Source organism: Kaistia geumhonensis, assembly GCF_030815145.1.
GTDB classification, from domain to species: Bacteria; Pseudomonadota; Alphaproteobacteria; order Rhizobiales; family Kaistiaceae; genus Kaistia; species Kaistia geumhonensis.
Genome location: NZ_JAUSWJ010000001.1, coordinates 3,686,954 through 3,710,213 on the forward strand (window position 1 = coordinate 3,686,954; position 23,260 = coordinate 3,710,213).

The following is a 23,260-nucleotide window of genomic DNA, read 5'->3' on the forward strand; positions in this document are numbered from 1 at the left end:
CTCGTTCGATCGTCCAGTCCCGCGGCGCGGGGCTGGACCCGCGAATCCCCGGAGTCCCCCGATGATCAAGCTTCGCTCGTTCCTTCTCGCCGCGGCCGTCACGGCCGCCCTCCCGGCCATGCAGGCCGAGGCTGCCACAGCGTTCGAATGCCCGGTTCCCGATGCCGGCGCGACCGTGGATGCGTCGCTCGCCGCCCTGCTGCCGCCCGATAATGCCTTCGAGGATGTCGCCAAGCTCAATGCCGCGATCGACGCGATGACCGCCTCCGGCGTCTCGCGCGCCGTGGTCATCGATGTGCTGGTGTCGCGCTACTGCCCGGTGATGGCCAAGGAGAGCTGGCTTTCCGACGCCGAGAAGACCGACCGCATGCGTGCCTTTGCCTCGCGCGTCACGCGCATCGTCTTCGGGCTCGAAAGCGAGGACACGATCATTTTCGACGTGGCGCTTCCCGCTGCCATTGCCAATCAGGTGACGTCGCAGGCGAGTGCCGCGAAGATCACGCCGCAGGCCTGGATCGCCACCGAGGTCGACAAGGCGATCACCGGCAATTGAGCCGGACCGGCGCCGTCCTCGGCGGCGGCGTTGCCTCACATGCAGTCGACATAGGGTCCGGCCTGCGCAGCCCGGCGCTGGATGATGCGCGCATGCGCCTGAAGCGCGCGTGACGGCTTGCCGGGATTGCGCAGGATCGGGTTGGGCAGCGCCGCGGCGAGCAGCGCGCCCTCGCGGGCGGTGAGGGCCTTCGCCGGCTTCTTGAAATAGTGCTGCGCGGCCGCCTCGACGCCGAATAGGCCGGGGCCCCATTGCGCGATGTTGAGATAGATCTCCATCAGCCGGCGCTTCGACCATATGAAATCGGCATAGAGCGCGAGCGGAATCTCCAGCCCCTTGCGCAGATAGCTGCGCGAGGGCCAGAGATAGAGGTTCTTGACCGTCTGCATCGGGATCGTGCTCGCGCCTCGAGACGGCCCGCCCTCGCGCGACAGAACGGTTTCGAGCTGGTTCCAGTCGACGCCCGAATGGGCGCAGAACTGGCCATCCTCCGACATCGTCACGGCATTGACGACATTGGACGAGATGTCGTCGAACGACACCCAGTCGCGGTCCATGCCCTGGAACGTGATCGCCGACCACAGCATCAGCGTCGAGACCGGCGGCACGATCCAGTAGATCGGCGTCAGCACCAGCGGCAGTGCGACGATGACGAGCGCGATCTTCGCGGCGAGGACGGCATAGCGCTTCCAGCGCTGCCTCGCGTCGGCCTCGGGGATGGCGGTCGGGGCCGCCACCGGCTCGATCGTCTCGGGCGGAACCTGCTCGCCGGCATAGGCGGGGAGGGGCATCACCGCCGCGACGCCGGTGCCCGCTGCCTCGCCTGGCCGGTTCTCCGACGCCTCCGTCATGACGCCGCCCGCACCGGTTCGAGCGCGAAGCGGCCGAGATGATCGGCCAGCAGGCGAAAATCCTGGTCGCGGCTGGTGCCGCGCCGCCAGCAAAGGGCGAGGCTTCGGCGCGCCTCGCGCTGTTCGATGCTCATGAGGGCGATCTGCGTTCCGGACAGGATGCCCGCCTCGGTGGCGATGCGGGGCAGGAAGGTGATGCCGAGGCCGTTGTCGACCATCTGGACCAGCGTTGTCAGGCTGGAGGCGCGGATCTCGTCGCTCTCCCGCGCCGCGAGTTCCGGCGCGGCGGCGCGGACGTGATCGCTGAGGCAGTGGCCGTCCTCGAGCAGGAGCAGCGTTTCCGCTGCCAGTTCCCGCGCGCCGACCACCTGGCGTCCGGCGAGCGGGTGCTCGCCCGGGACGGCGACGAGCAGGCTGTCCTCGGCCACCTTTTCGACCACGAGGCCGTCGACCGGCGCGGGCAGGGCGATCAACACCGCGTCGAGCCGACCGGCACGCAGGTCGTCCAGCATCGGCCGCGTCAGATCCTCGCGCAGATGCAGCTTGAGGCCCGGATAGGCCTGCCGGAGCTGCGGCAGCACGCGTGGCAGGAAATAGGGCGCGATCGACGGGATCACGCCGAGGCGGATCCGGCCGGCGAGCGGCGCATGCGAGCTGCGCGCTGCGTCCATGAGTTCCCGCGTATCGACGAGCAGCGCCTTCATGCGGGGCAGGCTCGCCTCGCCGGCCGCCGTCAGTGCGACGAGCCGGTTGGCGCGCTCGACGAGGCTGACGCCGATGGTCTCCTCGAGCTGCCGCACCGCATCGGAGAGCGTCGACTGGGTGACCCCGCAGGAGGCCGCGGCGCGGCTGAACGACCCGGTCTCGGCGAGGGCGACGAAATACTGCATCTGGCGGAGCGTCGGAAGTTGCATGCCCCCTGCACTAAAGAGCGATGGCGCCGCCTGCAATCGGTAAAACCGATCAAGGTCTGCGTTTTTTACGGTTTGACCGATGCGCTGCAGCATGGCAGTTTCTCGCTCATGCAGCAGCCCGACAGGCATTCTGTGTGCGCTGCGAAATCATCCGTCTCGACATGACAGGAGTAGGACATGCTCGGCATCGGCGACAAGCTGCCTGATTTCTCGGTTACCGGCGTGAAGCCCGGCTTCAACAAGCACGAGGAAAATGGCGAGAGCGCCTTCGAGACGATCACGAAGGACAGCTTCGCTGGCAAGTGGAAGGTCATCTTCTTCTATCCGAAGGACTTCACCTTCGTCTGCCCGACCGAGATCGCCGAATTCGCCCGTCTCGCCGGCGAGTTCGAGGATCGCGACGCGGTGGTGCTCGGCGGCTCGACCGACAACGAGTTCGTGAAGCTCGCCTGGCGCCGTGACCACAAGGACCTCGACCGGCTGCCGATCTGGTCCTTCGCCGACACCAACGGCTCGCTCGTCGACGGCCTCGGCGTGCGCTCGCCGGACGGCGTCGCCTACCGCGTGACCTTCATCGTGGATCCGCATGGCGAGATCCAGCACGTCTACGCGACCAACCTCAATGTCGGCCGCAATCCGAAGGACACGCTGCGCGTTCTCGACGCGCTGCAGACCGACGAGCTCTGCGCCTGCAACCGCGAGGTCGGCGGCACCACGCTCGCGGCCTGATCCCGCATCATCCGACGATCGGCGCCCCGGACTATCCGGGGCGCTTCCTCCGAAGAGAGTCCGAACACGCCATGTCGATCGACAGCCTCAAGTCTCGCATCCCCGATTTCGCCAAGGATGTCCGCCTCAACCTGTCGACGCTCGCCGGCGACGAGACGCTGACGCCGCAGCAGAAATACGGCCTGATGGTCGCCTGCGGAATCGCGAGCCGCAATCCGGCCGTCCGCGAGGCGCTCGTTGCCGAGGCGACGCCGCACCTTTCGCCCGCCGCGCTCGCCGCCGCCAAGTCTGCCGCCGCGATCATGGGCATGAACAATGTCTATTACCGCTTCACGCATCTCGTCTCGAACGGCGAGTACCGCACGCTGCCGGCGAAGCTGCGCATGAACGTCATCGGCAATCCCGGCGTCGACAAGGCCGATTTCGAGCTTTGGTCGCTCGCCGTCTCGGCGATCAATGGCTGCGGCATGTGCATGGACAGCCACGAGGCCGTGCTGAAGAAGGCCGAGGTCCCGACCGAGGCCGTGCAGACCGCGGTCCGCTACGCCGCCATCATCCAGTCGGCGGCGATCGCGCTCGAGGCCGCCGAGGCTGCTTGACGGCCCGGTCTCGCGCCGCCTATTCCGGCGTTGGCCCGGCCCCGAGGCCGGCGACGCCGGAGCCTGACTTGCCCGCCACCCTCTTTTCCGACCGCCTCGCCGAGACCGCCCGCTCCGTCGAGGCCTGTCTCGACGGTCTCCTCGCCGCCAACCCTGCACCGGGCGAGATCGCCCGGCCGGCGCGCCTCAGGGAAGCGATGCGCTATGCCCTGCTCGGCGGTGGCAAGCGGCTCCGACCGGCGCTGACCCGCGAGGTGGCGCGGCTTTTCGGCCGGGGCGACGAGGGGGTCACCCGCGCCGGCGCCGCCATCGAATGCCTGCACGGCTACAGTCTCGTCCATGACGACCTGCCGGCCATGGACGACGACGATCTGCGGCGCGGCCGTCCGACCGTCCACAAGGCTTTCGACGAGGCGACGGCGATCCTTGCCGGCGACGCCCTGCAGACGCTTGCCTTCGACATCCTCGCCGATCCGGCGACCGACGCGGACGCCACCATCCGCGCCGAACTCGTGCTCGGCCTCGCGCGCGCCTCCGGTCTCGGCGGCATGGCCGGCGGCCAGATGCTCGATCTCGAAGCCGAGCGCGCTGCGCCGGGCGAGGACGGCATCCTCGTGCTGCAGGCGATGAAGACCGGCGCGCTGATCCGGTTCTCCTGCGAGGCCGGCGCCATCCTCGGCGGCGCCGATGCCGAGGCGCGCGCCCGCATCCGCCGCTATGGCGAGATTGTCGGCCTCGCCTTCCAGCTCGCCGACGACCTGCTCGACGTCACTGCGACGCCGGAGGCGATGGGCAAGGCGACGGCCAAGGATGCCGGGAGGGGCAAGGCGACGCTGGTCTCTCTCTACGGGATCGCGGCGACCCGCGCGCGGCTCGATGCGCTCGTCGCCGAGGCGGAGGCCCTGCTCGCGCCGTTCGGCCCCGCCGCTGCCACGCTGGCCGACGCCGCCCGCTTCGTGGCGCTGCGCCAGAGCTGAGGCGCCGGGCGCGCCGTCGCGTCTTCACGACTCGTTCAGTCTCCCGGCGAAAAGACGGCGCTCTTCACACGGCTTTAGGATTGAACCGCCATCCCTCGGGCATCAACCGGGGAAGCCATGCTCGCGCGCGTCGTCATTTTGGCCGCAGTCGTCCTCGTGGCCGTCGGGGCCTTGTCCGGCTCGGGGCTCTTGGAACGGCTCGCCCCTGCGCTGACCGGGGCGGCGGCTCCCGAGCCGACGCCGGAGCGGGGACCGGTCGTGCTCGAGGCGGATGCGAGCGGGCACTATCTCGTGGACGGGTCCGTCGATGGCCGACCCGTCCGTTTCGTCGTCGATACCGGTGCGACGCGTGTCGCGCTTTCGGCGGAGACAGCGCGTCGCATCGGTCTTTCTGTCGATCGGAGTGCCTTTACCGCTCTCACCAGAACGGCCAACGGCACCGTCTCGGCCGCTCCTGTCCGGCTCGGGGAGGTGCGGGTGGGCGGGGTGCGTATCGCTGACGTCGATGCGCTCGTGATGCCCGAGGGTGCGCTCGGCGTCGATCTCCTCGGCATGAGCTTCCTGTCGCGGCTCGGCGGCATCCGCGTCAGCGGCCGGCAGATGGTGCTCTCGCCATGATCTCGCGCCCGCCGTCGTGATTCTGTGATCGAGCGCCCTCTAGAGGAAGCGGGAGTTGCTTTGCGGCCCGCTTCCGCGCAAATCTCTCGCTTGCCATCCCGAAGGAGTCTTCCCGTATGTTTCCAAAGCCCGTCCCCAAGCTGCTCCGCAACACCTACGACTTCGAATCGAAGCCGATGGTGAAGCCAACCGGCTTCCGGGAATACGACGCGCGGTGGCTCTTCAACGACGAGCTCAACCTGATGGGCGTCCAGGCGCTCGGCATGGGCCTCGGCACGCTGCTCGGCGAGATGGGCATCAAGAAGGAGATCGTGACCGGCCACGACTACCGGTCCTACTCCTCGGCGATCAAGCTGGCGCTCGTGACCGGCCTGATGGCGGCCGGTGCCAAGGTGCACGATATCGGCCTCGCCGTGACGCCGATGGCCTATTTCGCCCAGTTCGAGCTCGACGTGCCGGCCGTGGCGATGGTCACCGCATCGCATAACGAGAATGGCTGGACCGGCGTCAAGATGGGCGCGGCGCGGCCGCTGACCTTCGGCCCGGACGAGATGAGCCGGCTCAAGGAGATCGTGCTGTCGGCCGCCTTCGATCTTTCGGGCGGCGGCTCCTATGTCTTCCACGAGAATTTCCCGGCCATCTACATGGCCGACATGACCAACCGTCCGAAGCTCACGCGGCCGATCAAGGTCATCGCCGCCTGCGGCAACGGCACGGCCGGCGCCTTCGCGCCCAAGGTCCTTGAGATGATCGGCGCCGATGTCATCCCGATGGATGCCGATCTCGACTACACCTTCCCGCGCTACAATCCCAACCCCGAAGACATGAAGATGCTGCACGCGATCCGCGATGCGGTGCTCGAGCATGGCGCCGAGGTCGGGCTCGGCTTCGACGGCGACGGCGACCGGTGCGGCGTGGTGGACGATACCGGCGACGAGATCTTCGCCGACAAGGTGGGCGTCATGCTGGCGCGCGACCTCTCGGGTCTCTATCCGAACGCGACCTTCGTCGTGGACGTGAAGTCCACCGGCCTGTTCGCGACCGATCCGATCCTGAAGGCGAACGGCGTCAAGGCGGACTACTGGAAGACCGGGCATTCCTACATCAAGCGCCGGGTCAATGCGTTGAACGCGCTGGCGGGCTTCGAGAAGTCGGGCCACTACTTCTTCAACAAGCCGATCGGCCGCGGCTATGACGACGGCCTCGTCTCCGCCCTCGCGATCCTCGACATGCTCGACCGCAATCCGGGCAAGAAGCTCTCCGAGCTCAAGAACGCACTGCCCAAGACCTGGGGCTCGCCGACCATGTCGCCGCATTGCGACGACGAGGTGAAGTATGGCGTCATCGACAAGGTCGTGAAGCGCTTCGAGGACATGAAGGCCAAGGGCGAGCCCGTCGCCGGCCAGACCATCGTCGATCTCGTGACCGTCAACGGCGTCCGCATCACCAACGAGGACGGGACCTGGGGTCTGGTCCGCGCGTCGTCGAACAAGCCGGAACTGGTGGTCGTCGTCGAGAGCCCGGTCTCCGAGGCGCGCATGCGCGAGATGTTCCACGCCGTCGACGGCGTGCTGCGCGAGAATCCCGAGGTCGGCGCCTACAACCAGACCATCTGACGGCCGCGCAGACCGCATGCGGCGCTCCGCCGGACGGTGAGCCGTGTGCGGGACATTCGAAGAGAACAGGACCGGGAGACGCCCATCATGAACGCCACGCCCTTCGGCACCATGCCCGACGGAACCAGGGTCGAGGCCGTGACGATCGCCGCGGGCGGTCTGTCCGCGCGGATCATCACCTATGGCGCGATCATCCAGGACGTGCGGCTCGCGGGCGTTCCGCATCCGCTCGTGCTCGGCTTCCCGACGCTCGCCGGCTATCTCAACAATCCGAACTATTTCGGTGCCGTAGCCGGCCGCTATGCCAACCGCATCGCCGGCGGCCGCTTCTCGATCGACGGCAAGAGCTTCCAGCTCTCGCAGAACGAGGGCCAGAACCATCTTCATGGCGGCACCGACGGCTATGGCGCGCGCGTCTGGTCGATCCTCGATATCGACGAAGCCAGTGTCACGCTCGGCCTCGACGATCCGGACGGCACGAGCGGCTATCCGGGGCGCGTCAAGACGGAACTGACCTATTCGGTCGAGGAGCCGGGGACGCTGAGGACCAGCATCCGCGCCACGACCGACGCGCCGACGATCGTCAATCTCGCCCAGCACAGCTATTTCAATCTCGCCGGCGGCGGCACGATCCGCGACCATCTCCTGACGATCCCCGCCGAGACCTATCTCCCGATCGACGCCGCCAAGATCCCGACCGGTGAGCGCCGGCCGGTCGCCGGAACGCCGTTCGATTTCCGGGCCGAGCGCCCGGTCGGAACCGATCCGGATGCCGTCGTCGATACCTACGACCACAACTACAACGTCACCGAAGGCCGCACGGCGATCCCGCATCTGCTGGCGCGGCTCGTTTCGCCGAAAAGCGGCGTGGCGCTGGAGGTTCATTCCACCGAGCCGGGCGTCCAGTTCTATGGCGGGCAGATGATCGCCTGCCGCGATCCCGGTCTCACCGGCGAGTTGCACGGCGCGAATGCCGGGCTCTGCCTCGAGCCGCAGATCTATCCGGATTCGCCCAACCAGCCCGGCTTTCCGAGCGCCGTGCTGAGGCCGGGCGAGATCTACCGCCAGGAGACGCTGTTCGTCTTCTCGCGTGCGTGAGGCGCGCGGGCCGCGCGCGGGGACGCGGCCACGACGTCGATTGTGAAGTCACCTTCCAGATAAACAGGGGCAAATCATGATGAACCGCGCCGGCCGCGTGGCCGCTTCCCTCCTCGCCATCGTCTCGCTCGCCAGTTGCGCGAGTACCTCCGTGATGCCGCTCTCGGCCGACACGATCCAGGTCACCGCGCAGGCCGATCCCGATTGCGGCCCGTCCGGCGCCCAGACCGCGGCGCTCAAGCGAGCGGCCGTCGAGACGCTGCGCCGCGGCTTCGACAACTTCGTCATCGTCGGCATCCAGCAGGCCAACAATACCCGCGTGACCGGCTATACCCCGGTCCAGGCGCAGACCCAGACCGACGGTTTCGGCACCACCGCCGGCAACACGGCCTTCGTCTCCGGCCGCTCGACCACGACCTATACCGGCGGTCAGGCGATCATCGGCGGCTCCTATGATCAGGTCCTGACGGTGCAGATGTTCCGGATGGGCGATCCGGGCTCGGAGCGCGCGATCTCCGCCCGTACGACGCTCGGCCCCAACTGGCAGAAGGCCGTCGCGTCCAAGGACGACGATTTCTGCTGAGGCGGAAGGCCGGCCGCACGGCCTTTGCAATTCGTTCGAAAGTGCGCATTTCTAGGTGATCGGCGCTCCCTTCGGGGCGCCGGTCGGCTTTGGAAGGGCCGCACGCAGCATGAGCACGAACCGCTCGACCCATATCCGCCTCACCTCGCATCCCGGCGCCCAGGCGCCGGTGCGCTTTCCGATCCGCTGGGGCGCGAGCGACCCGCAGAAGCGAGGTCCGGTGATCGGCAGTGTCGCCAATCCGGCCGACCGCAACGCGATCGGCACGCATGGCGGCTCCTATTCGCTCTATCGCGCGCTCGCCGTCTCGTCCGGCGCGCTCAACCCGATCCAGCGGCCCGACCTCCGCAACACGGCGCCGGTCGTCGAGATCGGTCCGCATCCGCAATGGTCGGAGCCCGGCCGCATCGTCTCGCTCGATCCGTTCGGCCATCGCGCGCAAGAGATCTTCGCCGGTCTCATCGCCGAGGGCATCGATATCCGCCCGACCATCGCCATCACCAAGGCGCGGCTCACCATGGCCGAGCTGCACGAGGCGATCAGGCTGAAGCGCCTTGCCATCGACGGCTCGATCGTCCGCGACAATGGCGATGTCTCGGTGACGAAGGCGGCGATCGACCCGGTCTGGCACCTGCCGGGCATTGCGGCGCGGTTCGGCGTCGCCGAGGACCAACTGCGGCGGACGCTGTTCGAGCAGACGGGCGGCATGTATCCCGAGCTCGTGACGCGGCCCGATCTCGACGTGTTTCTCCCCCCGATCGGCGGCACGACGATCTACGTCTTCGGCGATCCGGCGGCGCTGTCCGATCCGACGCGCACGCTCGCCTGCCGCGTCCACGACGAATGCAACGGCTCCGACGTGTTCGGTTCCGACATCTGCACCTGCCGGCCCTACCTCATCCAGGGCATCGAGGAGGCGGTGAAGGAGGCGCAGAAGGGCGGCGTCGGCCTCGTCGTCTACAACAGGAAGGAAGGCCGCGCCCTCGGCGAGGTGACGAAGTTCCTCGTCTACAACGCGCGCAAGCGTCAGGAGGGCGGCGATCAGGCGGCGACCTATTTCGAGCGGACGGAATGCGTCGCGGGCGTCCAGGACGCGCGCTTCCAGCAATTGATGCCCGACGTGCTGCACTGGCTCGGCATCACCCGCATCGACCGCTTCATCTCGATGTCGGACATGAAATACGACGCGATCATCGCCTCGGGCATCGAGATCGTCGAGCGCGTGCCGATCCCCGAGGACCTGATCCCGCCGGACGCCCGCGTCGAGATCGACGCCAAGAAGGCGCACGGCTATTTCAGCGCCGCGCCGCCACCCTCGACCGAGGACCTCACGAAGACGGTCGGCCGGCCGCTGGAGAAATACTAGGCTCGCCAGACGTAAGGCCATGATCGGCAGGTTTGCCGAACAGGGTGGAGTGAAGGTTATGCGCATCTGCGCTTGCGCGATGCTTGTCCAAGACGATCGGCTTCTGCTCGGAAAGCGCGCACCGCATCGCAAGGCCTATGCCGGCAAGTGGGATTTGATCGGGGGCCGTGTCGAGGACGGTGAGGCGCTCGAGGATGCCCTTGCGCGCGAATTGCGCGAGGAGCTTGGGATCATGCCCGTCAATTGGGACAATCTCGGCAGTCTCCTCGATACACAAGAGCCGGTCATCTACCATATGTTCGCCGTTCGCAGCTGGACCGGCGGCCAGCCGAGAATCGCGAACCACGAACATTCAGCGCTGCGCTGGTTCACGGTGGCGGAGGCGTGTGACCTGACCGACCTGGCGCTCAGTGAATACCGTTCTGTGTTCAGGGGGCTCGCTCTTTGAGAGGGGATTGAGCTGGCTTATCCTCTCGCTGCCTTGCGGGTGCGTCAGCTTGAGGGGCGACTCTTCGCGATGCAAAGGACAACCCGGGACAACTGCTGTTTTCACGGTCCTCGCATTTCCGTCTTCGACCGAGTGACGCCTTTACAGGCTCGGCCTGTAGTGCAATGAGGCCCGGGTCGCTCAGTTCAGGGAATTCTATCTTGGCCACAGCTTCCTCGCTCCTTTCCGCGGCAGCCGTGCGCGAGCGGGCGCATCGGCTCTACGAACTCGGCATCGAGGGCGAGCTCGAGCATTTCGACGTGCGGCTCGACCGGCTGCCGGCGACGGCCGACTTCGTGCTTTCGACGATGCGCGCGGCCTATCCCGATCTCGACATCCCCTATCATTCGCGCTGGCGCCATTTCGAGGCCGGCGACATCAACCGCTGGGGCGGTCTCGTCGATGCCTCGGGCCTTGCCGAGCATCCGCTCCGCTTCGGCCGCGCCGCCTATGATCTCGCCATCGTCAGCGTGCTGCTCGACGCCGGCGCCGGTCCCGACTGGCGCTACGAGGAGGCCGTGACGGGCGGCACCTATGCCCGCTCCGAAGGCCTCGGCGTCGCCAGCTTCGCGATGTTCACCTCCGGCCTCTTCTCGGCCGACCCCGCCGATCCGCTGCGCGCCGACGCCAGCGCGCTCGCCGCGCTGACGGCCGACGAACTCGCCGCGGGCCTGCAGGTCTCGCCGTCCAACCCGATCGTCGGTCTCGAAGGGCGCGTCGCGCTGTTGAACGCGCTCGGGCGCACCGTCGCGGAGCGGCCCGACCTTTTCGGCGAGGACGAGGCGCGGCCGGGCGGTCTCTTCGATGCCTGCGTCGCCGCCGCCGGGGAGGCGAGCATCGCGGCGCCCGCCGTGCTCGCCCTCGTGCTCGACGGGCTGGGCGGGATCTGGCCCGGACGGATCATGATCGACGGCGTTCGCCTCGGCGACACCTGGCGGCACACGAAGCTCGTCACCGACGATGCCACCACCCAGCTCGCACCCTTCCACAAACTCTCGCAGTGGCTGACCTATTCGCTGCTGGAGCCGCTCCTGTGGACCGGCGTCGCCGTCGAGGATGTCGACGGGCTGACGGGGCTGCCGGAATACCGGAACGGCGGCCTCTTCATCGATATGGGCGTGCTCGTGCCGCGCCGCCGCGACGCGCTGTCGAGGACGTGGCATGTCGACGACGAGTTCATCGTGGAATGGCGCGCCCTGACCGTGGCGCTTCTCGACCACACCGCCGACATGATCCGCGAGCGGCTCGGCGTCGATCGCGTCGCGCTGCCTCTCGCCAAGGTGCTGCAGGGCGGCACCTGGGCCGCGGGCCGCAAGGTCGCGGCCGAGAAGCGCGCTGGCGGTGCGCCGCCGCTCACGATCGCCAGCGACGGGACGGTGTTCTGAGCGCCGTCCTCAGCGCTTCCGCTCGACGACGAGATAGTGCCAGGCGAGCAGGATGGGCCCGATGGTCAGCGCGACATCGGCGAGGTTGAAGACGAACAGGCCGCGGTCGCCGAGGTGGAGATAGAGGAAATCCACCACATGGCCGAAGCGGACGCGGTCGATGAGATTGCCGATCGCGCCGCCGGTGATGAGCGCGAAGCCGATCGCCACCAGCCGCCCGCCGTCACGCGCGGTCGCCCACAGCCAGAGCACGACGAGGGTGATCAGCGCCGTGCCGCCGACGAGCAGAAGGCTGTCGAAGCCATGCGCGAAGGAGAACGCGACGCCGGTGTTGTGGACCCTGTAGAGCGCCAGGATCGGCAGCAGCTCGATGCCGTGCTGGTAGTCGAGCCGCGCCTCGGCGATCGCCTTCGAGATCTGGTCGACGATGACGACGGCCGCGATGATCGCCAGCCCGAGCGCGGACAGCGGCCCGGGCGGCCGGGTGCCGGTTTGGGTCGTTTCGGTCATGACAGCGTGAGCTTGCCCCGGCGGATCTCGAACAGCATGACGCCGGTCGCGATCGCGAGATTGAGGGAATCGGCGCGGCCGACCTGCGGGATCTTCACGAGATGGTCGCAGAGCGCGGCGAAGCGGTCGTCGAGGCCGGATTGCTCGTTGCCCATCAGAAGCAGGACCGGCTTGTCGTAGTCGACCGTCCGGTAGTCCTCCTGGCCGGAGAGATGCGTGCCGACGACGATGCCCGGCCAGCTCTTGCGCCACGCGGCGAAGGCGTCGGCCGAGAGGCGGGCGAGCAGCATGTGGAAGATCGAGCCCATCGTGGCGCGCACCGCCTCGACGCCGAACGGATCGACGGTGTCGCCGACGAGGATGACGCCCTTGGCGCCGGCCGCGTCGGCGGTGCGGATGATGGTGCCGAGATTGCCCGGGTCCTTGATGCCTTCGAGCGCGACCCAGAGGTCGTCGCGGCCCGGCTCGATCGCGTCAGCGTCGGTGAAGCGCTGCTCGAAGACGCCGACCACCATCTGCGGGTTTTCCCGTCGCGTGATCTTGGCGAGCACCGCCTCGGAAACCTCGAGCACGTCGCCGCCGCGCGCATGCGCCGTCTGCGCCACCCGCCGGACGACGGGATGGTTCGCGACCTTCGCGCCGTAGACGAGGATGCGGATCGGCCAGTTGCCCTCGACGGCGTCGGCCACGAGCTTCATGCCCTCGGTAACGAAGAGGCCGCTCTCCCGCCGGTATTTCGGCAGGGCGAGCGCGCGGATCTCCTTGATGGTCGGGTTCGTGAGGCTCGTCACCACGCGGACCTGGCCGGGGACGGGGAGGTCGGTTTCGTCGGCCATCAGCTTTCCCTCGACCAGCGCGAGAACAGCGAGGTGGACAGGACCCGCCCGCCGCCTTCCTCGCGCAGCAGCAGTTCGCCCGATTCCAGCCGCCCCGGCAATCCGGCCAGCGCCTCGGCCGAAAGCTCGTGGACGGCCATGAAGGAGGCTCGGATCGAATAGGCGGAGAGGCAGAGGAAGAGCGCGTCGTCGGCCAGCAGTTGCCGGCAGAGCCGCATCATCTCCGGCAGCTTCTCGAAGATGTCCCAGACCTCGCCGTTAGGCCCGCGGCCGAATTTCGGCGGGTCGAGGATGATGCCGTCGTAGCGGGAGCCGCGACGCACCTCGCGCTGCACGAATTTCATCGCGTCGTCGACGATCCAGCGCACGGGAAGATCGGAGATGCCCGACATCGCCTGGTTCTCGCGCGCCCAGCCGATCGCCTTCTTGGAGGCGTCGACATGCGTCACCTCGGCGCCGGCGAGCGCGGCGACGAAGGAGGCGATGCCGGTATAGCCGAAGAGGTTGAGCACCTTCGGCTTCCGCTTCGCGCTCGTGCACAGGCGGGCGAACCAGGCCCAGTGCATCTCCTGCTCGGGGAAGAAGCCGACATGGCGGAAGGCGGTGAAGCGGCCGAGGAAGCGGATTTCCTTCTCGCCGGCCTCGCGCGGCAGCCGCCAGGCCATCGGCCAGGTTTCGCCGATAGGCCTCCGGTAGCGCCAGCGCCCGTCCGAATCCTCGTCCTTGGCGCCTGTGAAGACGGCGTCGGCGCTCTCCCATTCGCTTTCCGCGAGGCGCGGTGTCCACAGCGCCTGCGCCTCGGGGCGCACGATACGATAATCGCCATAGCGCTCGAGCTTGCGGCCATGGCCGCTGTCGATGAGCGCATAGTCGCGCCAGCCCTCGGTCTGGAGCATCAAAGGCCAATGCGGGGCCGGCCGCGTTTCGGATGATGGGCGCATGGGCGGTTCTTAATCCGCGCCGGGCGGATTGCCAATCGCCCGGCGAGGGACCGTGCGCTCACCGATGGCGAAAGGCGGCCGTTGCCCTTTGCACGGCGCCGCCTTAATGCTCACCCCGAGCGGCCCGGCCGCAGAAGAGCCGCGCCGCGGCGCATCGAAGGGAAGGCAGCTCCCATGGACATCACCGGCGAAATCCAGCTTCCGGCACGGCGCGAGGTCGTCTTCGCGGCGCTGAACGATCCCGAGATGCTGAGAACCGCCCTGCCGGGCTGCGAGACGCTGACCCGCAGCGGCGACGAGATGAAAGGCTCCTTCGACCTCGCGGTTGCGCATCTGGCCGGTCCCGTCGCCGGCAAGCTTTCCTATGGTCCGGGCGTCGCGCCGGAGCGCGTGGCGCTCGAGGGCGGCGTCGAGGGCAGCCATGCCGGAGGGCTGCGCGGCTCGGTCGAGATCGTGCTTTCCGAGGCCGGCGAGGCGACGCGCGCAGCCTATGCGGCGCATGTCGAGCCCCATGGTGCGCTGGCCGGGATCGATGCCGGCGAACTCGCCGCCGCCGCTCGGGCGTTTGCCGAGGCGTTCTTCGGTGCGCTGGCGGCGCGTCTCGGAGAGCCTCTGGTCGCCGCTCCGCCGCTCGCCACCGAGACCCCGGAGGAGGCGGCGCAGGACGAACTCGTCGACCGCCTCGAGCACCGGGTCGACGACGAGGCCTCGCATGTCGCCGAGATCGTCGAGGAGGTCGAGCAGGAAATCGAGGTCGCGGCCGGCCGCGGTTTCCTCGGCGGCCCCTATGTCTGGGGGCTGATCGCGCTGCTCGTCGTGATCGTCGCGCTCGCCATCCTGCGCTGAGCACGACGAAACTGGCCGAACCGGGCGCGAGACCCTATCTTGGGCGGACGCTCCTCGAGACGCAGCGCCCATGATCGTCTGTTCCTGCAACATCTTGACCAAGGCCCAGATCCTCTCGGCGGCCGAGACGCTTCAGCGCGAGCAGCCGGGGCGTCCGCTGACCCCTGCGCGCATCTATCGCTTTCTCCAGATGCGGGCGCAGTGCACGGTCTGCTTCGCGCTGGTCCGCCGCATCGTCATGGAGAGCGGCCTCGCGGTGACCTGTCCCGAGCCGCTCGGCTCGGGCGCCGATGACGAGAAGAACGACGCGCTCTACGGCTGAACCAGGCGCGCGAGGGGTTTGACCCTCGCTCCCCGCTCGCCTAGAATCCTTCTTGGAACAGTTCCAGAAGGAGAAGGCTCATGAAGGGCGATGCGCGCGTCATCGAACAGCTCAACCGGGCGCTGCGGCTCGAGCTGACGGCGGTCAACCAGTACTGGCTTCATTACCGCCTTCTGGAGGACAAGGGCTTCCTCAAGCTCGCCAAGAAGGAGCGGGCCGAATCGATCGAGGAGATGCACCACGCCGACCGCCTCGTCGCGCGCATCATCTTCCTCGAAGGCTTCCCCAACATGCAGGTGCTCGATCCGCTCGAGATCGGGCAGACGATCCAGGAGATCCTGGAGGCGGATCTGCGCGGCGAATACACGGCCCGCAACGCCTACAAGGCCGCGCGCGACATCTGCCACGAGGCGGGCGACTATGTGTCGATGAAGCTGTTCGAGGAATTGATGATGGACGAGGAGGGCCATATCGACTTCCTTGAGACGCAGCTCGACCTCCTGAAGGCGCTGGGTCCCGAGCGCTATGCGCTGCTCCAGTCCGCGCCGGCCGACGACGCCGAGTAGGCCTTTCGCTTCGCCGCACCGCTTTTCGATCGGGCCGCGTCCATGACGCGGCCCTTTTCGTGCGGGAAGTCTTGCCTCCCCATGCCCCGCCCTTGCCGCCGCGCGGCGGAGGCACTAACCGGAAGGGGCAACGCCACCAAGGGACGACAGCATGGCCGCCGATCGCAAGAAGCTCATCCTCGACGTCGACACCGGGACCGACGATGCCGTCGCGATCATGCTCGCCGCGCTGCACCCGGAACTGGAACTGGTCGGCGTCACCACCGTGAACGGCAATGTCGAGGTGCAGTTCTGCACCGACAATTCGCTGCGCGTTCTCGACCATATCGGCCGCGCCGACATCGCGGTCTATGAGGGTGCCGACCGTCCGCTGGTGCGCACCGGCCACCCGATCGTGAAGCGCTATGACGAGGGCGGCGAGAAGTATCACCCCGAAGAGCTTCCCGTCCCGCCCGCCCGCTCGGCCAAGGCGGAGAAGACCGCGGTCGAGTTCCTGATCGAGACCTATCGCGCCGCGACCGACCCGATCGTGCTGATGCCGGTCGGCCCGCTCACCAATGTCGCGGCCGCGCTCGCCGCCTATCCGAAATTCGTGAAGCTGGTGCCCGAGCTCATCATCATGGGCGGCGGCTACGCCTTCGGCAATGTGACGCCGTCCGCCGAGTTCAACATCTGGGGCGACGCCGAAGCGGCGGCGCGCGTGCTGAATTCCGGCTTCGAAAAGGTGACGCTGGTTCCGCTCGACGCGACGCATCAGGCGCTGATGACGCTCGCCGACTGCGACCGCCTCGCCGCGCTCGGGACGCCCGCGGCCACCGCCACGGCGGAGATCGTGCGCTTCCGCATCGACGTGCACGACAAGTACCAGAAGATGGGCGAGGAGGGCGGTTCGGCTCCGGTGCACGACGCGGTCTGCGTCGCCTATCTCGTCGACCGCTCGATCCTCTCGACCACGCGCTATCCGGTCGAGGTCGAGACGGCCAGCCCGCTCACGGTCGGCACGACGATCGTCGACACGCAGTTCCGCAGCGGCATGAAGCCGAATGTCGATCTCGCGCTCTCGGCCGATCCACGCAAGTTCGTCGACATGCTCGCCGACACCTTCGCGCGCCCGCACGGGCCGAAGGCCTGACCGGGCTTCCCGGGCCCGGCTCTCAGCAGGTCGGGCCCGCGATCGCCTTGCCGATGCGCGGCTGCTGGAAGACGCGCTCGTCCATGTTGTAGGTGCCGGTCAGCACATAGCCGATCTTCGGCGTGAAGGCATAGCTGGCATCGACCATGATCAGGAAGCTGTTCGGCGTCGCGAGGCTGGCCGGGATCGAGACCGCGCTTCCCTTGGCCGGGCAGCTGGCGCCATTGGCCGATTTGGCCCAGGCGATGGTCGCCGCGCCCTTGTCGTCGATGGCGACGCCGGCGATGACCGGCTTCAGCTTGGCGCTGTCATAGGGCTTCATCACCGCGTTGCCGGCATAGAAGAGATCGGTGATCGCGGCCGCCGTCACGGTTGCATTGGACTGCGCGGCGAGATCGGCCAGCGCACTCGCGGCGTGGTTCAGCTTGCGGCGGATGCTGATCGCGTCGTTGACCTCGACGCCGCCGACATAGAGCACCAGCATCATCGGCAGGATGAGCGCGAATTCGAGCGCCGCGATGCCCGAGCGCGCGGCCCGGAAGCGGGCGAGCAGCGAGCGGGTCGGGCGGACGGCATTGGCCAGTGCGGCGCGCATCAGCCCCTCCTCACCAGTTGAAGGGTTCGTTGCGGAAGGCGACGGTCGAGGCCAGTCGGCGCGTCTTGCCATCCTGCCCCTCGCCGAACGTGGCGAGGCGGTTCAGGACGATCGGCCAGTCGTAATAGGTGCGCACGACGACGATGTCCGAGCCGTGGCCGGCATTGTAGGTCAGCGTCGCGTCGTCGATGCTGCCGTCGGGCTTGTTCTGGCTGGCGAGGTTCATCGACGCGAAGTCGGTGGCGGTGCGCACGTCGATCTTCAGCTTGGTGCAATCGAACATCGTCGCGACGCCGCCGGTGCAGATCTGGCTGCGGAAGGTATTGGCGTTGAAGTTCTGCTGCTGCGCCTGGCCGGTGCGGATCATGCGGGCGGCGCGATTGGTCGCCTGGTCGAGCGCGCTGTCGGCGAACATCATCAGCCCGGTCTCGAGCAGACCGGCGATGAGACCGAAGAAGGGCAGGGCGATCAGGGCGAATTCGACGGCCGCGGCACCGCGGCTGTTGCGCCAGAAGCCGCGCGCCATGAAGGTCGCCTTGCCGCGCGCCTTGCGGCGCGGCGGTATGGCGGCGCCCGCGGATGCCTCCAACTGTGCAGCAGCCATGTCCGACAGCTCCCCGGCCGCCCGCCGGATCGCGGGCCCTTTGCCTCTCCGGATCACCTAGCAGGCAGGCCTTGCGGAATGTTTGTCGGCTTTGTCGAAAATGCGGGGGACCGCGGCAAGGAAGGATTAACCCTGCCGCCTCGCGCGTGTGGCGCGTCGATCCGATGCCTCAGTTGCTCCCGGCCGTCACGCCGGTGGCGCCCTGCAGGATCGAGTTGCGCTGCTCGAGCTGGGTGCGGGCGTCGGCGAAGGCGGTCGAGGTGTCGCCCAGCGTCATGATCGGCTGGCAGTCGGGCGCGCAGGAGAAGCTGCGGCGGTCGCCGCCGGCATAGACGGTGATCATCTGGTCGTCGGAGGCGCTGACGGTGAGCAACTCGTCGGCGATCGGTTCGCCCTTCTCGTCGAGCACGATGAGATTGGTGGTGCCGAAGCTGCGGCCGGTGATGATCAGGGTCTGCCGGTCCTGGATGGTCGCGTCGGCGATGGCCGGGTTGCCGACGACCACGATGGCGGCCGGGCGCGAGATGCGCATCACCTTCGCGCGGTCCATCTTGATCGAGATCGGAACGGCTTCCGTCGCATATGCGAGCGAGCCCGCGGCCGCGAGCGCGATCGGTACAGCCAGGGCGAGTGCGGCGAGACGCCGGCGCGACGCGGAGCTCGCGGCGGCGCGCGATGCGGCGGCAGGACACCGGTTCATCATCATGGCTTCAGATCCTTCGTGGCGGCGCGCTTCCCCGGCGCACGGTCGCGATCCCCACCCTGCCCGATGATGGTGAATGAAGACTTAAGTCGGCGCGGAGACCTGGAAGTCCTTAACGCGCGGCAAGGAATCGCTGTTGGCGCCCCTGCGCCCCGATCGGCGGGAATCGGCGCTTTCGGGAGCCGTGCCGGCAAACATGCGCCGAGACGGTCTTCGCCGGATGATGAACGGAACGTCAATCCGGCCAGTTAAGATTCGGTAAACAAAAGAACAGCGATTTGAAAAACTCAATTCCTACAGATGTCTGGAAGTCGGCCCCCGAGACGTGGTTAATTTAAAATGAAACGACACACGATTTATTCGAATTTGATTTAACTAAGGCTCAGGAGGTGGGTGCTAAGTTGCATCTCGTTGGGGGCCACGGACGAACAACGATGTGGACCTCGGGATAAACAGAAATCTTCTCAGTCCATCCAAGTATCGGGGAATGAAATCATGAAGTCTCTCTTTGTTCGTTTCGTGAAGAACGAGTCCGGCGCGACCGCCATCGAATATGGCCTGATCGCTGCCCTGATGAGCGTCGGCATCATCGCCGGCATCACGATCCTTTCGACCGACCTGCAGACGGCCTTCACCAATCTCGGCTCGACCGTCACGACCGCCGCCCCGTAATCGCTCGCCTTTCCGCAAGCACGCCAGAACCAAGGAAAAGAACCATGAAGACCCTTCTCGCTCGCTTCGTGAAGAACGAGTCCGGCGCGACCGCCATCGAATACGGCCTGATCGCCGCGCTGATGAGCGTCGGCATCATCGCCGGTGTGACGATCCTCTCGACCGACCTGCAGACGGCGTTCACCAATCTCGGCTCGACCGTCACCACCGCCGCTCCGTAATCGCCCGCTTTCCCGCCAGAACTCCAGAAACAAGGAACAGAACCATGAAGACCCTTTTCGCTCGCTTCGTGAAGAACGAGTCCGGCGCGACCGCCATCGAATACGGCCTGATCGCCGCGCTGATGAGCGTCGGCATCATCGCCGGCATCACGATCCTCTCGACCGACCTGCAGACGGCCTTCACCAATCTCGGTTCGACCGTCACGACCGCCGCCCCGTAATCGCGGTTGCCGCCCCAGCGGGGAAGGAGACGCCGATGCGACTGATCCTCTCCCGCTTCGTGGCCTGCGGGCAGGGCGCGACCGCGGTCGAATACGGCCTGATCGCTCTCTTCATGAGTGGCGCCATCATCGCCGGGTTTCCCGCGGTCCGCGACGCCGTGCAGACCCTTTACGAGACTGTCAGCGGTTCGGTCGCTTCGGCCGGATCCTGACCAAGAAGGCCACCGCCGCACAAGGCGGGGCACCCCCAACCTGGGCATTGCGTCGCCTGCGGGCGGCGCAATGCCTGGATTGCCCTATCCGGAGGAGCCTGATGACCGCCGTCCTCGATCTCGCGATCTATCTCGCCTTTCCGGCGGCGATGGCGCTCGCGGCCGTGTCCGACCTCACCACTATGACCATCCCGAACCGCCTCTCCGGCGCGCTGGCCCTGGTCTTCCCGTTCGCGGCGCTGGCGATCGGCATGCCGCTCGGGCTGTTCGGAATGCACCTCCTCGCCGGCTTCCTGCTGCTGGCGCTCGGCATCCTGCTCTTCTCCCGCGGCTGGATCGGCGGCGGCGATGCCAAGCTCGCGGCGGCGATCGGCCTCTGGTTCGGCTTCGGACCGGCGATGCTCGACTTCCTCGTCTATGCCGGTCTCTTCGGCGGCGCGCTCACGCTCGGCATCATGATGTTCCGCGCCTGGATGCTGCCCGCCTTCGCGCTCCGCCACGGCTGGGTCATGCGGCTGCACGACAAGTCGGTCGGCGTGCCCTACGGCATCGCGCTCGCCGCCGGCGCCATGATGGTCTATCCGGCGACGCCCTTCGCGGCCCTTTCGGCCGGCCTCATGTAAAACGCCTGTCCGCCAGCGTCTTTACCTTTCGTTAAGCAGATTTTCTCACCACTCGTTAACCATAGATACACCACTCGTCGCTGAGATTGCAGCATCGAGCAAACCAATCCCTTCCGAGGTAACGTCCCCCATGAAGACGGCGCGTGTCGCAGTAATCGGCGTTGCCCTGGTGGCGGGCCTTGCGGCCGCTCTCCTGGCGCGACAGCTGCTCAATCGTCCGGCCCCGACCGTCGTCGCGGCCGGACCGTCCATTTCGACGACCGACGTCCTCGTCGCGAGCCGCGACCTGCCGATGGGCTCCGCGCTCGATACCGCCGCCTTCTCCTGGCAGGCCTGGCCGAAGACCGGCGTCTCCGGCGGCTACATCACCCGCGACGCGCGTCCGGGCGCGCTGGCCGAGCTGACGGGCTCGATCGCGCGCTCCAGCTTCGTCACCGGCGAGCCGATCAACGAGGCGAAGCTGATCCGGTCCGACCGCGGTTTCATGTCGGCGATCCTGCCGGCCGGGCAGCGGGCCGTCGCGACGGCGATCTCGGCCGACACCTCGGCCGGCGGCTTCATCCTGCCGAATGACCGCGTCGACGTGATCATGACGCGCAAGGCCGACAGCAACGGCAAGGATCGCTACGACACCGAGACCATCCTCTCCAATGTCCGCGTGCTGGCGATCGACCAGACGCTGGGCGAGAAGGACGGCGAGAAGGTGGTGGTCGGGCAGACCGCGACGCTCGAGCTCAGCGCCGAACAGGCCGAGATCCTGACGGTCGCGCAGCAGATGAGCCCGAACCAGAAGCTCACTCTGGCGCTCCGCAGCCTCGCCGATGCCACGGCGAGCGCCGATCCGAGCGCCACGCATCTGATCGAGGGCGGGTCGCGCAGTGGGGTGCGCATCGTCCGCAACGGCGTCACGCAGCAGGTCGAGACGCGCTGATGACATTTCTCGGGGGACAGATCATGACCAACACGCGCCGGCCGGCCGCGCTCCGCCGCCTGCTCAGCGCCGCGGCGATCGCCGCCGGACTCGCCCTGCTGCCGACGTTGCCCGCCGTCGCGCAGAGCGCCTCGACGGTATCGCTGCCGATGGGGGCCTCGCAGACCCTGCCGCTCGGCTATCACAAGTCGAAGATCATCGACCTGCCGAAGGCGGCCCGCGACGTGATCGTCTCCGATCCGCGCATCGCGACCGCGGTGCTGCGCGACTCGCGGCGCATCTTCCTCACCGGCGTCACCGTGGGCCAGGCCGATCTCTTCGTGCTCGACCAGAACGGCCAGCAGATCCTGCATCTCGCGCTGCTCGTCGAACGCGACACGGCGGCGCTTCAGCAGACGATCCGGCGCCTGATCCCGGATTCGAACATCCATGTCGAGCTGATGAACGACAACATCGTGCTGACCGGCACGGTGAAGAATGCCGGCGACGCCAACAAGGCGCAGCAGCTGGCCGCGATGTTCGCCAACGGATCGCAGAATACCGGCGTCACCGCCAGCGGCGACAGCGGCGGCCCGTCCAGCAATGGCGGCACCGGCGCCGGCGTCGCCAGCGACGCGGGCAAGTCGCTCATGGCATCCAAGGTCCTCAACCTCCTGACCATCGAGGGCGAGGACCAGGTCCAGCTCAAGGTCACGGTGGCGGAGATCAACCGCGACGTCGCCAAGCAGCTCGGCGTCAACATCACCGCCGTCGGCGGCCAGATCGCGGCGCTCGCCACCAACAACCCCTTCGCCATCGCCGGCCCGCTGTTCTCGCCCGCCAACAGGGCGATCGTCGCCTCTGCCGGCGGCGGCTCGGGCTTCATGGCCGAATTGCAGGCGATGGAGCAGGACGGCAGCGTGCGCGTGCTCGCCGAGCCGACGCTCACCGCCATCTCCGGCGAGCCGGCCACCTTCCTCGCCGGCGGCGAGTTCCCGGTGCCGACCGGCTACGACGCCACCAACAACCAGCTGACCGTCGCCTACAAGTCCTACGGTATCTCGCTCGCCTTCACGCCGGTGGTGCTGTCGGAAGGCCGCATCAGCCTGCGCGTCAAGACCGAGGCCTCGGACATCTCGAACGAGGGCGCGGTGTCGATGGGCCAGTACCAGATCCCGAGCCTCAAGGTGCGGCGCGCCGAGAGCACGATCGAGCTGCCGTCGGGCGGCTCGCTGGTGCTGGGCGGCCTGCTGCAGGACAACATCCAGCAGGCGCTCTCGGGCTTCCCGGTGCTGATGGACGTGCCGATCCTCGGCGCGCTGTTCAAGAGCCGTGACTTCAAGCGCAACCAGACCGAACTCGTGATCATCGTCACGCCCTACATGGCGAAGCCGGTGGCGCGCAGCGCGCTCGCCCGGCCCGACGACGGCTTCGAGACGCCGAGCGATGCCTCGGTCACGTTCCTCGGCCGCCTGAACCGCATCTATGGCACGGTGGGCAACCCCGTGCCGCGCGGAAGCTATGCCGGCAATGTCGGCTTCATCTACGAGTGATCGGGCGGGGGACCTGT

Annotated in this window: 30 protein-coding genes; 22 read left to right on the forward strand and 8 right to left on the reverse strand. The window is 67.6% G+C overall.

Annotated features, from left to right (window positions below; all coding sequences use genetic code 11):
* The first annotated feature begins 61 nt into the window (after positions 1 to 61).
* Positions 62 to 553, forward strand: coding sequence for a hypothetical protein (locus QO015_RS17370; RefSeq protein WP_266282685.1), 492 nt, complete (start codon positions 62 to 64; stop codon positions 551 to 553).
* Between the two features lie 35 nt (positions 554 to 588).
* Here the strand turns inward: QO015_RS17370 and mtgA are convergent, their stop codons facing one another.
* Together mtgA and QO015_RS17380 are read right to left on the reverse strand one after the other, a co-directional pair.
* Positions 589 to 1,344, reverse strand: a complete 756-nt coding sequence (gene mtgA / locus QO015_RS17375; RefSeq protein ID WP_370877467.1) for a monofunctional biosynthetic peptidoglycan transglycosylase — start codon at positions 1,342 to 1,344, stop codon at positions 589 to 591.
* A 56-nt stretch (positions 1,345 to 1,400) separates the two neighbouring features.
* Positions 1,401 to 2,318, reverse strand: coding sequence for a hydrogen peroxide-inducible genes activator (locus tag QO015_RS17380; protein WP_266282683.1), 918 nt, complete (start codon positions 2,316 to 2,318; stop codon positions 1,401 to 1,403).
* Positions 2,319 to 2,495: 177 nt separating this feature from the next.
* Here QO015_RS17380 and QO015_RS17385 point away from each other — a divergent pair, with 177 nt between their 5' ends.
* From QO015_RS17385 to QO015_RS17430, 10 genes are all read left to right on the forward strand, one after another.
* Complete coding sequence (locus tag QO015_RS17385) at positions 2,496 to 3,047, forward strand: peroxiredoxin (RefSeq protein WP_266282682.1); 552 nt, start codon at positions 2,496 to 2,498, stop codon at positions 3,045 to 3,047.
* A 71-nt stretch (positions 3,048 to 3,118) separates the two neighbouring features.
* Positions 3,119 to 3,646, forward strand: a complete 528-nt coding sequence (gene ahpD, locus QO015_RS17390; RefSeq protein ID WP_266282681.1) for an alkylhydroperoxidase, AhpD family — start codon at positions 3,119 to 3,121, stop codon at positions 3,644 to 3,646.
* Between the two features lie 68 nt (positions 3,647 to 3,714).
* A complete protein-coding gene (locus tag QO015_RS17395; protein ID WP_266282680.1) occupies positions 3,715 to 4,623 on the forward strand; it encodes a polyprenyl synthetase family protein in 909 nt (302 codons plus the stop codon).
* 117 nt (positions 4,624 to 4,740) lie between these two features.
* Positions 4,741 to 5,241 (forward strand): retropepsin-like aspartic protease family protein, encoded by a 501-nt coding sequence (locus QO015_RS17400; RefSeq protein WP_266282678.1) that lies wholly within the window; start codon positions 4,741 to 4,743, stop codon positions 5,239 to 5,241.
* Between the two features lie 116 nt (positions 5,242 to 5,357).
* Positions 5,358 to 6,857 (forward strand): phosphomannomutase/phosphoglucomutase, encoded by a 1,500-nt coding sequence (locus tag QO015_RS17405; RefSeq protein ID WP_266282676.1) that lies wholly within the window; start codon positions 5,358 to 5,360, stop codon positions 6,855 to 6,857.
* An 87-nt stretch (positions 6,858 to 6,944) separates the two neighbouring features.
* Positions 6,945 to 7,955: an aldose epimerase family protein gene (locus QO015_RS17410; protein WP_266282674.1), complete on the forward strand. Its 1,011-nt coding sequence runs from the start codon at positions 6,945 to 6,947 to the stop codon at positions 7,953 to 7,955.
* A 76-nt stretch (positions 7,956 to 8,031) separates the two neighbouring features.
* Positions 8,032 to 8,538: a hypothetical protein gene (locus tag QO015_RS17415; protein WP_266282673.1), complete on the forward strand. Its 507-nt coding sequence runs from the start codon at positions 8,032 to 8,034 to the stop codon at positions 8,536 to 8,538.
* 109 nt (positions 8,539 to 8,647) lie between these two features.
* Positions 8,648 to 9,904 carry a GTP cyclohydrolase II gene (locus QO015_RS17420; RefSeq protein WP_266282672.1) on the forward strand — a complete coding sequence of 419 codons (1,257 nt, stop codon included), beginning with the start codon at positions 8,648 to 8,650 and terminating at the stop codon, positions 9,902 to 9,904.
* 19 nt (positions 9,905 to 9,923) lie between these two features.
* Entirely contained in the window at positions 9,924 to 10,352 is a 429-nt protein-coding gene (locus QO015_RS17425) for an NUDIX domain-containing protein (protein ID WP_266282671.1), read from the forward strand.
* Positions 10,353 to 10,552: 200 nt separating this feature from the next.
* Positions 10,553 to 11,776, forward strand: a complete 1,224-nt coding sequence (locus QO015_RS17430; RefSeq protein ID WP_307290705.1) for a URC4/urg3 family protein — start codon at positions 10,553 to 10,555, stop codon at positions 11,774 to 11,776.
* A 9-nt stretch (positions 11,777 to 11,785) separates the two neighbouring features.
* Here the strand turns inward: QO015_RS17430 and lspA are convergent, their stop codons facing one another.
* Genes lspA through QO015_RS17445 form a run of 3 tightly spaced genes read right to left on the reverse strand, consistent with a single transcriptional unit; the run spans position 11,786 to position 14,018 of the window.
* Positions 11,786 to 12,286: a signal peptidase II gene (gene lspA / locus QO015_RS17435; RefSeq protein ID WP_266282668.1), complete on the reverse strand. Its 501-nt coding sequence runs from the start codon at positions 12,284 to 12,286 to the stop codon at positions 11,786 to 11,788.
* Positions 12,283 to 13,122 (reverse strand): TrmH family RNA methyltransferase, encoded by an 840-nt coding sequence (locus tag QO015_RS17440; protein ID WP_266282666.1) that lies wholly within the window; start codon positions 13,120 to 13,122, stop codon positions 12,283 to 12,285. The genes lspA and QO015_RS17440 overlap by 4 nt, the downstream gene beginning before the upstream one ends.
* Positions 13,122 to 14,018, reverse strand: a complete 897-nt coding sequence (locus QO015_RS17445; RefSeq protein WP_370877430.1) for a class I SAM-dependent methyltransferase — start codon at positions 14,016 to 14,018, stop codon at positions 13,122 to 13,124. The genes QO015_RS17440 and QO015_RS17445 overlap by 1 nt, the downstream gene beginning before the upstream one ends.
* A 219-nt stretch (positions 14,019 to 14,237) precedes the next feature.
* Here QO015_RS17445 and QO015_RS17450 point away from each other — a divergent pair, with 219 nt between their 5' ends.
* The 4 genes from QO015_RS17450 to QO015_RS17465 all read left to right on the forward strand — a co-directional run bounded on the left by QO015_RS17450 (position 14,238) and on the right by QO015_RS17465 (position 16,929).
* Complete coding sequence (locus QO015_RS17450) at positions 14,238 to 14,909, forward strand: SRPBCC family protein (protein WP_266282662.1); 672 nt, start codon at positions 14,238 to 14,240, stop codon at positions 14,907 to 14,909.
* A 70-nt stretch (positions 14,910 to 14,979) separates the two neighbouring features.
* The gene (locus QO015_RS17455) at positions 14,980 to 15,231 is read left to right on the forward strand and encodes a (2Fe-2S)-binding protein (RefSeq protein ID WP_266282659.1); all 252 of its coding nucleotides are present in this window, start codon (positions 14,980 to 14,982) and stop codon (positions 15,229 to 15,231) included.
* An 80-nt stretch (positions 15,232 to 15,311) separates the two neighbouring features.
* Complete coding sequence (gene bfr / locus QO015_RS17460) at positions 15,312 to 15,797, forward strand: bacterioferritin (protein WP_266282657.1); 486 nt, start codon at positions 15,312 to 15,314, stop codon at positions 15,795 to 15,797.
* 151 nt (positions 15,798 to 15,948) lie between these two features.
* A complete protein-coding gene (locus QO015_RS17465; protein WP_266282655.1) occupies positions 15,949 to 16,929 on the forward strand; it encodes a nucleoside hydrolase in 981 nt (326 codons plus the stop codon).
* Between the two features lie 22 nt (positions 16,930 to 16,951).
* On the opposite strand, the gene QO015_RS17470 is transcribed toward QO015_RS17465, so the two are convergent.
* From QO015_RS17470 to QO015_RS17480, 3 genes are all read right to left on the reverse strand, one after another.
* Positions 16,952 to 17,524, reverse strand: coding sequence for a TadE/TadG family type IV pilus assembly protein (locus QO015_RS17470; RefSeq protein ID WP_266282653.1), 573 nt, complete (start codon positions 17,522 to 17,524; stop codon positions 16,952 to 16,954).
* Between the two features lie 10 nt (positions 17,525 to 17,534).
* Complete coding sequence (locus tag QO015_RS17475) at positions 17,535 to 18,128, reverse strand: TadE/TadG family type IV pilus assembly protein (RefSeq protein ID WP_266282651.1); 594 nt, start codon at positions 18,126 to 18,128, stop codon at positions 17,535 to 17,537.
* Positions 18,129 to 18,297: 169 nt separating this feature from the next.
* Entirely contained in the window at positions 18,298 to 18,834 is a 537-nt protein-coding gene (locus tag QO015_RS17480) for a pilus assembly protein N-terminal domain-containing protein (RefSeq protein WP_266282650.1), read from the reverse strand.
* Between the two features lie 492 nt (positions 18,835 to 19,326).
* Here QO015_RS17480 and QO015_RS17485 point away from each other — a divergent pair, with 492 nt between their 5' ends.
* The 7 genes from QO015_RS17485 to QO015_RS17515 all read left to right on the forward strand — a co-directional run bounded on the left by QO015_RS17485 (position 19,327) and on the right by QO015_RS17515 (position 23,243).
* On the forward strand, positions 19,327 to 19,503 hold the full coding sequence (locus QO015_RS17485) for a Flp family type IVb pilin (protein WP_266282649.1): 177 nt from the start codon (positions 19,327 to 19,329) through the stop codon (positions 19,501 to 19,503).
* Between the two features lie 44 nt (positions 19,504 to 19,547).
* Positions 19,548 to 19,724: a Flp family type IVb pilin gene (locus QO015_RS17490; RefSeq protein ID WP_266282648.1), complete on the forward strand. Its 177-nt coding sequence runs from the start codon at positions 19,548 to 19,550 to the stop codon at positions 19,722 to 19,724.
* 44 nt (positions 19,725 to 19,768) lie between these two features.
* Positions 19,769 to 19,945, forward strand: a complete 177-nt coding sequence (locus tag QO015_RS17495) for a Flp family type IVb pilin (protein WP_266282646.1) — start codon at positions 19,769 to 19,771, stop codon at positions 19,943 to 19,945.
* A 35-nt stretch (positions 19,946 to 19,980) separates the two neighbouring features.
* Entirely contained in the window at positions 19,981 to 20,157 is a 177-nt protein-coding gene (locus tag QO015_RS17500; RefSeq protein WP_266282644.1) for a Flp family type IVb pilin, read from the forward strand.
* 101 nt (positions 20,158 to 20,258) lie between these two features.
* The gene (locus QO015_RS17505; RefSeq protein WP_266282642.1) at positions 20,259 to 20,780 is read left to right on the forward strand and encodes an A24 family peptidase; all 522 of its coding nucleotides are present in this window, start codon (positions 20,259 to 20,261) and stop codon (positions 20,778 to 20,780) included.
* A gap of 130 nt (positions 20,781 to 20,910) precedes the next feature.
* Complete coding sequence (gene cpaB, locus QO015_RS17510) at positions 20,911 to 21,711, forward strand: Flp pilus assembly protein CpaB (protein ID WP_266282641.1); 801 nt, start codon at positions 20,911 to 20,913, stop codon at positions 21,709 to 21,711.
* A 23-nt stretch (positions 21,712 to 21,734) separates the two neighbouring features.
* Positions 21,735 to 23,243, forward strand: coding sequence for a type II and III secretion system protein family protein (locus QO015_RS17515; RefSeq protein ID WP_266282640.1), 1,509 nt, complete (start codon positions 21,735 to 21,737; stop codon positions 23,241 to 23,243).
* The last annotated feature ends 17 nt before the right edge of the window (positions 23,244 to 23,260 follow it).

Excerpts from the sequence above, each read along its gene's own strand:
- QO015_RS17410 (WP_266282674.1), top strand. The coding sequence starts at position 6,945 with ATGAACGCCACGCCCTTCGGCACCATGCCCGACGGAACCAGGGTCGAG.
- QO015_RS17450 (WP_266282662.1), top strand. The coding sequence starts at position 14,238 with ATGGACATCACCGGCGAAATCCAGCTTCCGGCACGGCGCGAGGTCGTC.
- lspA (WP_266282668.1), bottom strand. The coding sequence starts at position 12,286 with ATGACCGAAACGACCCAAACCGGCACCCGGCCGCCCGGGCCGCTGTCC.
- QO015_RS17440 (WP_266282666.1), bottom strand. The coding sequence starts at position 13,122 with ATGGCCGACGAAACCGACCTCCCCGTCCCCGGCCAGGTCCGCGTGGTG.
- cpaB (WP_266282641.1), top strand. The coding sequence starts at position 20,911 with ATGAAGACGGCGCGTGTCGCAGTAATCGGCGTTGCCCTGGTGGCGGGC.
- QO015_RS17480 (WP_266282650.1), bottom strand. The coding sequence starts at position 18,834 with ATGATGATGAACCGGTGTCCTGCCGCCGCATCGCGCGCCGCCGCGAGC.
- QO015_RS17505 (WP_266282642.1), top strand. The coding sequence starts at position 20,259 with ATGACCGCCGTCCTCGATCTCGCGATCTATCTCGCCTTTCCGGCGGCG.
- ahpD (WP_266282681.1), top strand. The coding sequence starts at position 3,119 with ATGTCGATCGACAGCCTCAAGTCTCGCATCCCCGATTTCGCCAAGGAT.
- QO015_RS17495 (WP_266282646.1), top strand. The coding sequence starts at position 19,769 with ATGAAGACCCTTTTCGCTCGCTTCGTGAAGAACGAGTCCGGCGCGACC.
- QO015_RS17385 (WP_266282682.1), top strand. The coding sequence starts at position 2,496 with ATGCTCGGCATCGGCGACAAGCTGCCTGATTTCTCGGTTACCGGCGTG.
- bfr (WP_266282657.1), top strand. The coding sequence starts at position 15,312 with ATGAAGGGCGATGCGCGCGTCATCGAACAGCTCAACCGGGCGCTGCGG.
- QO015_RS17380 (WP_266282683.1), bottom strand. The coding sequence starts at position 2,318 with ATGCAACTTCCGACGCTCCGCCAGATGCAGTATTTCGTCGCCCTCGCC.
- QO015_RS17370 (WP_266282685.1), top strand. The coding sequence starts at position 62 with ATGATCAAGCTTCGCTCGTTCCTTCTCGCCGCGGCCGTCACGGCCGCC.
- QO015_RS17515 (WP_266282640.1), top strand. The coding sequence starts at position 21,735 with ATGACCAACACGCGCCGGCCGGCCGCGCTCCGCCGCCTGCTCAGCGCC.
- QO015_RS17425 (WP_266282671.1), top strand. The coding sequence starts at position 9,924 with ATGATCGGCAGGTTTGCCGAACAGGGTGGAGTGAAGGTTATGCGCATC.
- QO015_RS17455 (WP_266282659.1), top strand. The coding sequence starts at position 14,980 with ATGATCGTCTGTTCCTGCAACATCTTGACCAAGGCCCAGATCCTCTCG.
- QO015_RS17445 (WP_370877430.1), bottom strand. The coding sequence starts at position 14,018 with ATGCTCCAGACCGAGGGCTGGCGCGACTATGCGCTCATCGACAGCGGC.
- QO015_RS17485 (WP_266282649.1), top strand. The coding sequence starts at position 19,327 with ATGAAGTCTCTCTTTGTTCGTTTCGTGAAGAACGAGTCCGGCGCGACC.
- QO015_RS17475 (WP_266282651.1), bottom strand. The coding sequence starts at position 18,128 with ATGGCTGCTGCACAGTTGGAGGCATCCGCGGGCGCCGCCATACCGCCG.
- mtgA (WP_370877467.1), bottom strand. The coding sequence starts at position 1,344 with ATGCCCCTCCCCGCCTATGCCGGCGAGCAGGTTCCGCCCGAGACGATC.
- QO015_RS17490 (WP_266282648.1), top strand. The coding sequence starts at position 19,548 with ATGAAGACCCTTCTCGCTCGCTTCGTGAAGAACGAGTCCGGCGCGACC.
- QO015_RS17420 (WP_266282672.1), top strand. The coding sequence starts at position 8,648 with ATGAGCACGAACCGCTCGACCCATATCCGCCTCACCTCGCATCCCGGC.
- QO015_RS17415 (WP_266282673.1), top strand. The coding sequence starts at position 8,032 with ATGATGAACCGCGCCGGCCGCGTGGCCGCTTCCCTCCTCGCCATCGTC.
- QO015_RS17405 (WP_266282676.1), top strand. The coding sequence starts at position 5,358 with ATGTTTCCAAAGCCCGTCCCCAAGCTGCTCCGCAACACCTACGACTTC.
- QO015_RS17465 (WP_266282655.1), top strand. The coding sequence starts at position 15,949 with ATGGCCGCCGATCGCAAGAAGCTCATCCTCGACGTCGACACCGGGACC.
- QO015_RS17400 (WP_266282678.1), top strand. The coding sequence starts at position 4,741 with ATGCTCGCGCGCGTCGTCATTTTGGCCGCAGTCGTCCTCGTGGCCGTC.
- QO015_RS17500 (WP_266282644.1), top strand. The coding sequence starts at position 19,981 with ATGCGACTGATCCTCTCCCGCTTCGTGGCCTGCGGGCAGGGCGCGACC.
- QO015_RS17470 (WP_266282653.1), bottom strand. The coding sequence starts at position 17,524 with ATGCGCGCCGCACTGGCCAATGCCGTCCGCCCGACCCGCTCGCTGCTC.